The organism is Bacillus cereus group sp. BfR-BA-01355, from assembly GCF_022663675.1.
GTDB classification, from domain to species: Bacteria; Bacillota; Bacilli; order Bacillales; family Bacillaceae_G; genus Bacillus_A; species Bacillus_A thuringiensis_S.
In genome coordinates, this window is the sequence record NZ_JAKUFY010000025.1 from 51,873 (window position 1) to 61,514 (window position 9,642).

Sequence of the window (9,642 nt, forward strand, 5' to 3'; positions counted from 1 at the left end):
CCTCCTCGATTCCCTTGAAATCGTTTTCGACGCTTACGAGCTCTAATCATAATTTAATATTAATAATTTACTTATTTAGTCTACAAGATTTAATATTTACATGCAATTAATCATCTATATAACAAAAAGATACATCCATATATTGTACCTTTATAAATCAAACTATTATTACGACCATTCATAAAAAATGCGGCTGTGATTGTCATGGGGCATTAACTTTGCGGGTGCAAGAGAATACGGTGGTTCCTCGGGAGTTTATGAGGTTTCCATGTGATCCATTTGCAAGACATATAGAAGAAAATCTCCTCACTTATAACTCAATCCCTAAATGCTTTTTAAATAAGTTTGTTTAATTTCCTCACTAAAAAGCGCACCTCCGATTGTTATCTGCATCTAACAATCAGAGGTGCGCTTCAATTAAAAAACTGATTTTTTCTACTTCACATACACATAGGCTTCACTTGCTGTGATATAGTATGTTTTTCCTTTGCTATTGTGTACTTTATATTGCGGTGAACCATCTACATTTACTTTCGCATCAATTGTAAATCCTAATCCTGCATCTACAGAACCGGCCACATCTTTATCCTGCCAGGATGGAGCATCATAGAAACGTAGATTGTTAACTTTTGAAACAACACGCTTTCCAACAATAGAAGAATCTACTGTGCTTTTCTTATTAAATTTTACATAAGATGGATCGTTCTTAATCCACTGATCTCCACCAAGATTTAACCACCCATCTTTTTCCGCCCACACAATATAAGATTCTGGTTTGTTTAGTTGACGAATTTTAGAATAGCTTGTACCTGGTCCTTTACGTAAGTTAACGTTGTAACCCTCAATATAGGCGATACCGTCTGTTACTGCTGTTGGTACTTCCGATGGTTTAGATGGCTTCTCAGGAACAGAAACATCCACACTAGAATTATTGTATGCTCGTTGTACATCTGCTCTAAATTGAGCTTCTGAAACGCCATGAGACTTTAAGTAATCATTTGGATCTTCATGATCCGTACCGCCAAGGTAATGAGTTACATCGCTATGTGTCCACAATCCTTTTTCTACAGATAACCCACGGTCACGTAAGATTTTAGCTAGTAACTTAACATATTTGTCATAGCTGCGTTTGAATTTTGTATAGTCCGCTGTTTCGCATAACTCTACATGTACAAATCGTTTATTAGCAGCAGGACCGCCACCATAAGCGATGTATTTTGTATCAGCGATTTGGATTGTTTCGTCCCAATCGACTGCATAGTGAACAAATGCATTTCTCCATGTACGAGACTCATATTTTTGAATGTTAATAGCTGGAGCTTCTGGAGTTGCTGTAGAATGTGCTACAACGCCCTCATAAGCACCTACACCATAACGGTATGGTTGTTTCGGTAAATCAGGAATAATAAGCGTTCTATCAGCAAAAGCACTTGTAGCAAAAGAACCAGCAAGTACTAGAATCATAAGGAACGAAGTAATATGTTTCATTGTCTTTTTCATTTAGCATCAACATCCTTTTTCATAATTTTTGTGTGGTCAAATAATCCACTTGCTGACAGTCCGATAATGATTCCTTGAAATATATTTGTTTTAATATCTCCGCCCAAAAATAAAACGCCTAGCACAATGCCAAGCGTTAAATTTAGTAACGGGACATATTTTGTTTGTAATCCAATTGTTTTTCCAATCTGTGAAAGACCAACTACAATTCCAATCATTACAGTAATTTCAAACATTACATACCACCTCCTTTCATTAAGAAAGTGAGAATACCACCAACAATTCCACCAACTATAAGTCGCAGAATCCATGTAGTATTAGCGCTGATTTTATCTAGCTGTTTGTTGATATTAATAATGTCTTTTTCGTTACCCGTTGTCCGCATTTCTAAACTTTTAATCTCTAAGCGAATGTCCTTAATATCTTGCTTGATTTCTTGAACATCACTTCGTACATCTTGTAACCCCTCCACTTCGACCACCCCTTTTAGGCAATAAAAAAAGACCAGCTTATGGCTGCTCTGGTTTCTCATCTATTAATTTTTGTACTAATTCTTTTAATGTGGACACATCGCTAGTTAATGTTGCAACCTGCGTTTTTAGTTGTTTATTCTCACCTGTAACAGTAGTTAACTCTTCATTAAATTCGTGATACTGCTGTTGAAAGGCTGCAATAAGAATAGAAACAGTATTATATAAATTAATGGCCCGTTTCTCTTTATCTGTAAATATAGCATCCGTATCGTCTGCAATCATGCCAAAATATGTTTCAATTTCTTTTGTTGTATATGGTTCTGTTTGTTCTTCCGGCTTGTTCACACGCATTTGATACAGATCATACATATCGTCCTTGAAGTTATACTGTTTGATAGCTAAACTCATGATTTTATCAAGAGCTGAAAAAGGAATATCTTTTATATTTTCTTTCATATTTCTAGCTGATGTAGGATTAAATGCTTTCGCCCACATTTGGCCATTAGCATTTATATTTTCTTGCGCTCGTAGTGTTCTTAATTCTATATCTTTCCATCCTTGACCCATCATATCTTTAATCTGCAAGCCATTGTTATAACCTTGTACAAAACTTGACCTTATCATTGCATTACCCATGATTAAATCATGATCGGTGGCGCCGTTTACGAAATGTATTTTATAGTCACTGCCTTTTCTTTTGAAAGTAAACTGCCCCGAGTTATTTGTAAAAATATGCGGCTCAGTTGTAGTTACAGAGAAGTAACCATATCCTGGAGCCCATCCTTCAGATTCAAAAATAATATTATTCAAGTTTTGAAAACGAAATTGTCCATCTGAATATACGCTCAGATGTCCACCGTCATTATGCATTTGAATATAGTTTGACCAAATATTAGTTCCTTCTGCATTTTCTCCTTTAGAAATCCCAAATTTTGCATATGCTTTAGAAGGTTGATCGACTCCATTAATTCGCGGCATGACTTGATAAATATAAAACGATCCTGTACCCCTGTATTTAATATTGTCAGAACCAAGGACGAGTGAAGGTTGAATACTTCCATCATTTGTTTCCATAAATCCTATATAGCCACGTGGCTTATCTGCATCGAAAATCTTCATGTCTTGCTTATTTATTTCAACAAATCTGTTTCCACTCGTTTTAAGTGTTACTCCTTCTAAAACTTTCCCTTTGATATGCTCAGCTGTTACATATCCTATAAGATTAATTCTGGACCCCTGAATTAGAATTTCCTCAGCTGATTGATTAATCTGGGATATAACATCGCCTTTTTTAACCCTAGAATTAATATTTTGATTTGTTAAACTAAAAGCCGCTTCCATTTCCAAAACATAAGCAAATTTTTTGTCGGCATCCGTCTTTGAGTACACTTCAGTCGCTTTTGCACGAAAACCTATTTCTTTGGTATTCTGCCGGATTTCTGTCTGCATGTTTGTAGTTACTGTATCAAAATCACTTTTTGCAACCTTGTCCGCTACTAAATCCACTAATTCTTTATAGTTAGTAATGTCTTTTGGGTTTGGCATGTATACAGATGGTTCTTTTCCTTGCTGTAGCTGCGGTTGAGATACCCACATTGTACCATTACGTCGTACCCATATATCTCCTTGCAAACGAGTTACAGGAACGTCAGGAGCTTTAATGGTTACACTAACTAGTATCCAGGAGCCATTAACTAATAACTCTTTTATTTCAGTTTGCTCATAACCTAATGCGGTTGAACCATTAAAGAATTGAAGCTTAACGCACGCTCCTTGGTCTAATAAGTTTTTATCTACTACATAAACCCATGCAGACAATACGTAGTCTCCGCTATTTTGTGAGGCTCCAATACTTTGAGCAATACCAGTCCAGCTATTTGCTGCAACCCCCGCATTTGCAATTCTGACCGAGTTATAACCGTCATGGCGTCTGTCTGTTACTGGTATTACTGTAGCACCTGATACAACTCCTGCTACTGTCCATTTATCTGTACTAGCAACCTCATTTGTTATATTGCCATTAGCATCAACTGTTTTTTTCTTAAACTCTGTATTGAAGAATTGATTTATACTACCAAGTGCCCCTACATAAGCTTTCATTTGCTTTTCCGAAATCTTTGAACTTAATGAGTCTTTTGTTTGTGTAATTTCATTCTTGTTTTCTTGAATGAGCTTTCCTTGATTTGTTTGTGTTTCTGTTAGCGTTTTAATATTAAGAGAATTCGAATTTGTGGTCTGCTTCACTTCATTTAGAGTTGTTTGCATTGTACCTTGATCTTGTTGTACTTTCGAGATTGTTTTTGAGTTCGTATTTACTGTTTGTTGAATTTCATTAGTTGTTTGGGTAAAATCTGCTTTAGAAGTAACTTCATCGTTAGATAGTTGCCATGTAGTTCGTATGTTACCTTCTTCAAATTTTGCATGGTGTGAGTTTAAATCCCCATCAATATTGCGCCCAGAGTAATAGAATTTAACTTGAGTTACATCTTTATCTTTTGTTCTAAATGTAACTGATAGTGGTTCGTCTTTATAATTTACATTAATCTTTAATTGCGATTCAGCACGTACAGATTGCCATTCTTGCTCTCCATCTGCATACGTTATCGTTGTTTCTACGCCAAACCAAGCATTTGTATTGAATTTTGTCATTTTACCAGTAAACAAAAATGAGATAGTAAAAATTTTATTCCTATAGTTGACCTTATCCGATAAAATCATTTGTTTACTGTCTGACCAGGATCCAGTCATGTTCTGTTTATTTAACCCTGTTTCTGAACCGCTAGCTAAATTGATTGAACCTACAGAAATATTATTTACAGTAGTTTTTAATTCTGTAATGGTGTTAGTGTTAAATTCGGCTGTCTGTTTAGCAGTATTAGCAGTTTGACTTACTAGCTTAAGATTATCGTTTAGAGTCGTTATCTCCGTTTTCTCTGCTTTATTTTTAATTTCTTCAGCTGTGCGTTCAGCAGTCGTTTTTGTTTCATTTAATACTTTTATATCACCTTTACGGTTTGTTTCGTACACTTGCTTTCCAATAAGGTTTTCGTTTACCCAATCTTTTGTATAAACCCCTTCTTTGTTGGCCTTTCCTTCAAGTTGCTGATTTAACCAAGTCTTATCAGGTATATCTTCTATTGTCTCTTTTAAAGTATCAATTTCTGTTTTTGCATTCTTTATATCTTTTTGTAATGGTCCCGTATCCGGAACAACCGATTCCCAAGTTGTACCTGTCCAGATTTTTAAAATACCAGGCTTGCCAGTACTTATATCACGCCATAGCGTTTTGTTTGGCTTAAGATCAGTAGTTGGTGGTTCTTTACCTTCTATAATGTTAACCATATTATTTTCAATATTTTTTTTCAGTTGCTCTGATATATCTTTAGCCTCTTGCGATTCCTTTACAGCTTTTCCTGATTCTTTCTTTGCTTCTTCGGCCAACTTTTCTAGTTGTTCTAACAGTTCCTTGTTAGCCTTCCCCTCTAACCAAGCACGCATTTTGTTATATAATTTTCGTAATTCCTCGTTCGAATCTATAATTTCTCGATAGTCTCCGAATACATATTTATCTTGCGAAGGATCAGTATATGATTCATCACCAGCGATTACCCTTGCTTCAAGGTATAACTTAGGTGTGAAGCCTGTATCTTTGATTCGGATTGTATCGCCTTCATTAATTAATTCGTGTGCCAGTCCGAATACTCGCCCAATACTTTGCGCTTCTACTTCATACGAAACTGAAGAATTGACACGTTTTTTTAATTCCGTCTTCATCAAAGTCAGTAATCGTTGCGGTGTCATATTTTGATCTTCTGTTTCTGGCGTGTAGAAACCAAATTTATGTTTACCATGTGCATTCCAACGTTGAAAGGCATCACTATCTGTAATATAAACAAGTCCGTTATTGATGCTCTCAATCGTGATAAGTTCTTCACCTTCACCCCGTACAAATCCGACTAAGGCGGTACAAATATCCCTGGAATGTTCAATGCGTCTAACGCCTACTAAGTCTTTTCCCAGGGTTACTTCCTTCCCTGTTTCTCTCCCTCGTTTCTTTATCATATCGACGTACCATCCAGTAATTTGAGAACCGGATACTTCAACACGATATTGTATTTCCAACTCAAACAAAGCCGCAATTTTCTTTAAAAAAGTGAGGGGATCGATGAATTCATCAATAGTCATCGTGTGGAATGAAGAATAATCCGTTATTCCACGTTGCCATTTTGAATCGGCAAGAGCGATATCAATAAACGTATTAACTGTTTCGCTCTCTATACGTTGAGGTTTAATAATCCCATCTTTGGCTATTTGAACCCAGGCACCAGACGAGTGTAAAGTTAATGATCTATCATTTGAATCTTTTGCTACTTCATTGTTAATAACATACGGAACAATTCGACCATCTCGTACTTCCTTTAAAACCAAGTTCTGCTGTTGTAATGTAATTGCATGTGGAGTGCCGTCAAAAGTTTTGAACTCTAGCATATCAATGTTATTCTTGATTTCCCAATGACGTTTATCTTCCCAGTAGTCCTTTGGTTGAATAGCGGATATAATTTGATCTGTTTTGAAATCAACAACATGAAGTAATCCGCTTGGTGTTCTCATCGAAATCTCTCCCTATATTTAACTTTTGCTGTTCCAATATCAGATGGTATAATTTCGAGTATATTAGCGCCTTTATTAATAACAGGAAAATTACTGAAAAACTCTTTTATGTTAATTGCGTTTTTCCCTTCAATACTGACATGACTACTTTCTGTATCAATCACGACTTTATCACCGACATCAACTATATAAGGCGGTGTGTTATTCGTATTTAAATTCACTTTCCAAAACTTTAAATCACTAACTGACATCGCTTCTACTGGCGGTACATCCTGCCACTGCATGATACTAATCTGTATTTGAGCTGCTTTTTCCATATGTTTATTGTCTTTATCCGTCCATCTAGCAAAGCGCTCTGAATCATCCTTTTCCGTTCCAGGCAGAAATTTTGAAATATATGCTTCCCATACATTTCCTGTTCTAGCTATCCACAATCGACCAAAATACTGATTCCATGTATTCGGGTAATCACCACTCTCATAGATCAAACCTGTTTTCCCCGGCTTATTATCATATCCAATTACCATCGTTCCAAAATTTTGCTCAGCTTGCCAATAAAGATCATTCATAGCAATTTTCGAAAGAACTTTGCTGTTTTCATCGAGTATCGCTATCTCAACCCGTCCCATTTCGTTAATCTTTTTACTCTTACATGTAACATAGGCTTGCATAATAAAATCTTGTACTGGACCACCAGGGATACTTTTTTTTACAGCTGCACCGTGCCATCCTTTTCCCGTTCCAGTCCCAAAATCAGAACAATAAAATTGATATTTATCTGATTTCATTTCACCAACCGGTTCCCCATCTTCCATTGAGCTGACTTTACTCCATCCGACGGTAGTGGCCATTTCATCCCATACTATACGTTGATTCCTTTCTACAGGCTTTTCCACAGTTTTTAGTGGCATACCGATACGAAAATAATCTCGATCACTTAAGGATACTCCGCCGAACCATACATCTAAAAAAGTGTTTGATTTTGTAATATTAATTTCAATGATAGGGTTAGAATGAACTGTTCCTTTATTTTGGATATTAGCAACTAACCCACTAACGTCTTTTTTAAATTCAACGGTTTGCTCTTTTCCTAACTTATACGGCATTGGACATATTAGTGTAATAGTTGCTTGATGAATATTAGATTTTTCTAAAGTCTCCTCTACAGATTCCTTAATCCCGTAATAAACAATATCCGGTTCGTCTGTGAAGGTAATTTTTACAGGTTCTTCTGTATCTAATAAACCATTCAATTCATCTATCCGTTTCCTTAGTTCAAAAAGAGAGACTCCCTTAAGAGAGAAATCTACTTCTAATACTCTCTTGGGAGTCCTTTTACTTAAAAAATATGAACCTGGGCGGTGAGGTACCGTTAACTCATTAATTTCGTCACTTAAAATTCCGCGACCTCTTATATCGTTAACCATAAAAAATCCTTTTTCGTATTTTTGCTCAAAATATTCTTCTAAATTAATCCCATTAAAAACTAACAATCTACCGCCCTCCTTTAAAATACATCTTTCCGTTTTTTCACAGCTTCTTGCTCTCCAGTAATATCATCAACGAACCTATTAAACTCTTGTCTACCAAGCTGTATATTAATATACGCGGGTTGTCTTTCACTAGCTGTAGAATTTGAAGCAGTTCCGGCATCCATATTTCCTGAGCTTGCTTGTGGTTTAGCTGTCTGGTACGCACCAAGTCCTCTTGGCATTCCGTATACAGTCTCTACTTGTAGAGCTTCAGGTTTCATCCATTCAGTCATTTGTTCGGTTGTTCTTTGTACAGCACCTTTCATAGCATCTATACCATTAATCCAACCTTTCATCATATTGACACCAATGAAATCCCTGAACCAACGACTCGGTGAGTGAATCGATAAAAGTCCTGAAATTTTATCTTTAATTCCATTTCCGATGTCCGTAATTTTGTCCCAAATAGCCCCAGCCATAGAGCTTATACCGTTTAAAAGTCCCTGCATCATATTTTTTCCTATGCTTCCTAAATCGATTCCGCTAAGGAATGACTTTACATTGTCAAAAATTTTAGTCACTGTGTTATAAATAGAATCTAGGATGTTAGATGTCGCTGACTTAGCCGCATTCCAAATTGAAGAAATGATGCTACCTACTGCGTTCATAACAGATGAAATGACTGAACCTATACCTGAAAAAATTGAACTTACTAGAGAACCTATCGCTGATAAAACACTAGAAAAAATAGATTTCACTAGATTTAGTCCACCAGTCACGACCGCGGAAATTAAATTTATCGACCCTTGGATGATATTTCCGATTAATGACATTACACTCGATGTAATGCCTTTCACCGCGTTCCACGCTCCACTCCAATCTCCTTTTAAAACTGAAGTGAAAAGCTTTATTATGTTGGTGATTATCCCAATAGCAGAGGTTATTACGCCCATAATAGCGGGAAAAACTGCCTGGACAATCGACAAAATAAATTGAATCGCCGGGATCACTACGCCTTTTATTATTGTTGCTAGGCCTTCAAGTATCGCAGTAGCTACGGGAATCGCCGCTTGAATTATCGAAACTATTACCGGGAAAACCGCCTGAACGATTTGTAAAATTAAAGGAATAACCGTAGTCGCTATGATAGAGATTACCTGGCCTAATAATTGAATAATAGGAATCGCAACGGAAATCGCAGCAGCTATAATCCCAGCTATTACTGGGAAGACCGCTTGTACCGCCTGGAGAATAATCGGAATCACTGACGTCGCTATGATTGATAAGACTTCTCCAAACCCTTGAATCAGCATTCCTGCTATGCTAAATGCCGCCTGGATTACTTGTAATATAATAGGGAATGCCGTTTGAAAAGCTTGAGCGAATATCGGTAAAACTGTAGATGCTAGCTCAGTAAAAATTTGAGCTACTTGTTGTATAGCCTCCGTTATCACTGGCATAATTTCTATTGTCGTATCAGCAAACATCTGAATTAATTCAGTAATCATAGGCATTACTTCTTGTACCACTTGACCGAAAAGTTTGAATAAATCAGATGCTAAAGGTACTACAGCTTGTATTGTTTC

Annotated in this window: 6 protein-coding genes; all 6 read right to left on the reverse strand. The window is 36.5% G+C overall.

The features are described 5' to 3' along the window. Positions 1 to 435: 435 nt before the first annotated feature. Positions 436 to 1,500 carry an N-acetylmuramoyl-L-alanine amidase gene (locus tag MR167_RS11285; protein ID WP_242314649.1) on the reverse strand — a complete coding sequence of 355 codons (1,065 nt, stop codon included), beginning with the start codon at positions 1,498 to 1,500 and terminating at the stop codon, positions 436 to 438. Then, on the reverse strand, positions 1,497 to 1,736 hold the full coding sequence (locus tag MR167_RS11290) for a hypothetical protein (protein WP_025118144.1): 240 nt from the start codon (positions 1,734 to 1,736) through the stop codon (positions 1,497 to 1,499). Before MR167_RS11290 ends, MR167_RS11285 begins: the two co-directional genes overlap by 4 nt. After that, on the reverse strand, positions 1,736 to 1,972 hold the full coding sequence (locus MR167_RS11295) for a hemolysin XhlA family protein (RefSeq protein WP_016081457.1): 237 nt from the start codon (positions 1,970 to 1,972) through the stop codon (positions 1,736 to 1,738). Before MR167_RS11295 ends, MR167_RS11290 begins: the two co-directional genes overlap by 1 nt. Before the next feature lie 37 nt (positions 1,973 to 2,009). Beyond that, on the reverse strand, positions 2,010 to 6,584 hold the full coding sequence (locus MR167_RS11300; RefSeq protein ID WP_255786937.1) for a phage tail spike protein: 4,575 nt from the start codon (positions 6,582 to 6,584) through the stop codon (positions 2,010 to 2,012). Further along, a complete protein-coding gene (locus MR167_RS11305; protein ID WP_242314650.1) occupies positions 6,581 to 8,077 on the reverse strand; it encodes a distal tail protein Dit in 1,497 nt (498 codons plus the stop codon). The genes MR167_RS11300 and MR167_RS11305 overlap by 4 nt, the downstream gene beginning before the upstream one ends. A gap of 14 nt (positions 8,078 to 8,091) precedes the next feature. After that, positions 8,092 to 9,642: phage tail protein (locus MR167_RS11310; RefSeq protein WP_481746701.1), on the reverse strand; the 1,551-nt coding region annotated here is incomplete at its 5' end.

Coding starts and splice junctions, on each gene's coding strand:
- MR167_RS11290 (WP_025118144.1), bottom strand. CDS start 1,736: ATGTTTGAAATTACTGTAATGATTGGAATTGTAGTTGGTCTTTCACAG.
- MR167_RS11285 (WP_242314649.1), bottom strand. CDS start 1,500: ATGAAAAAGACAATGAAACATATTACTTCGTTCCTTATGATTCTAGTA.
- MR167_RS11300 (WP_255786937.1), bottom strand. CDS start 6,584: ATGAGAACACCAAGCGGATTACTTCATGTTGTTGATTTCAAAACAGAT.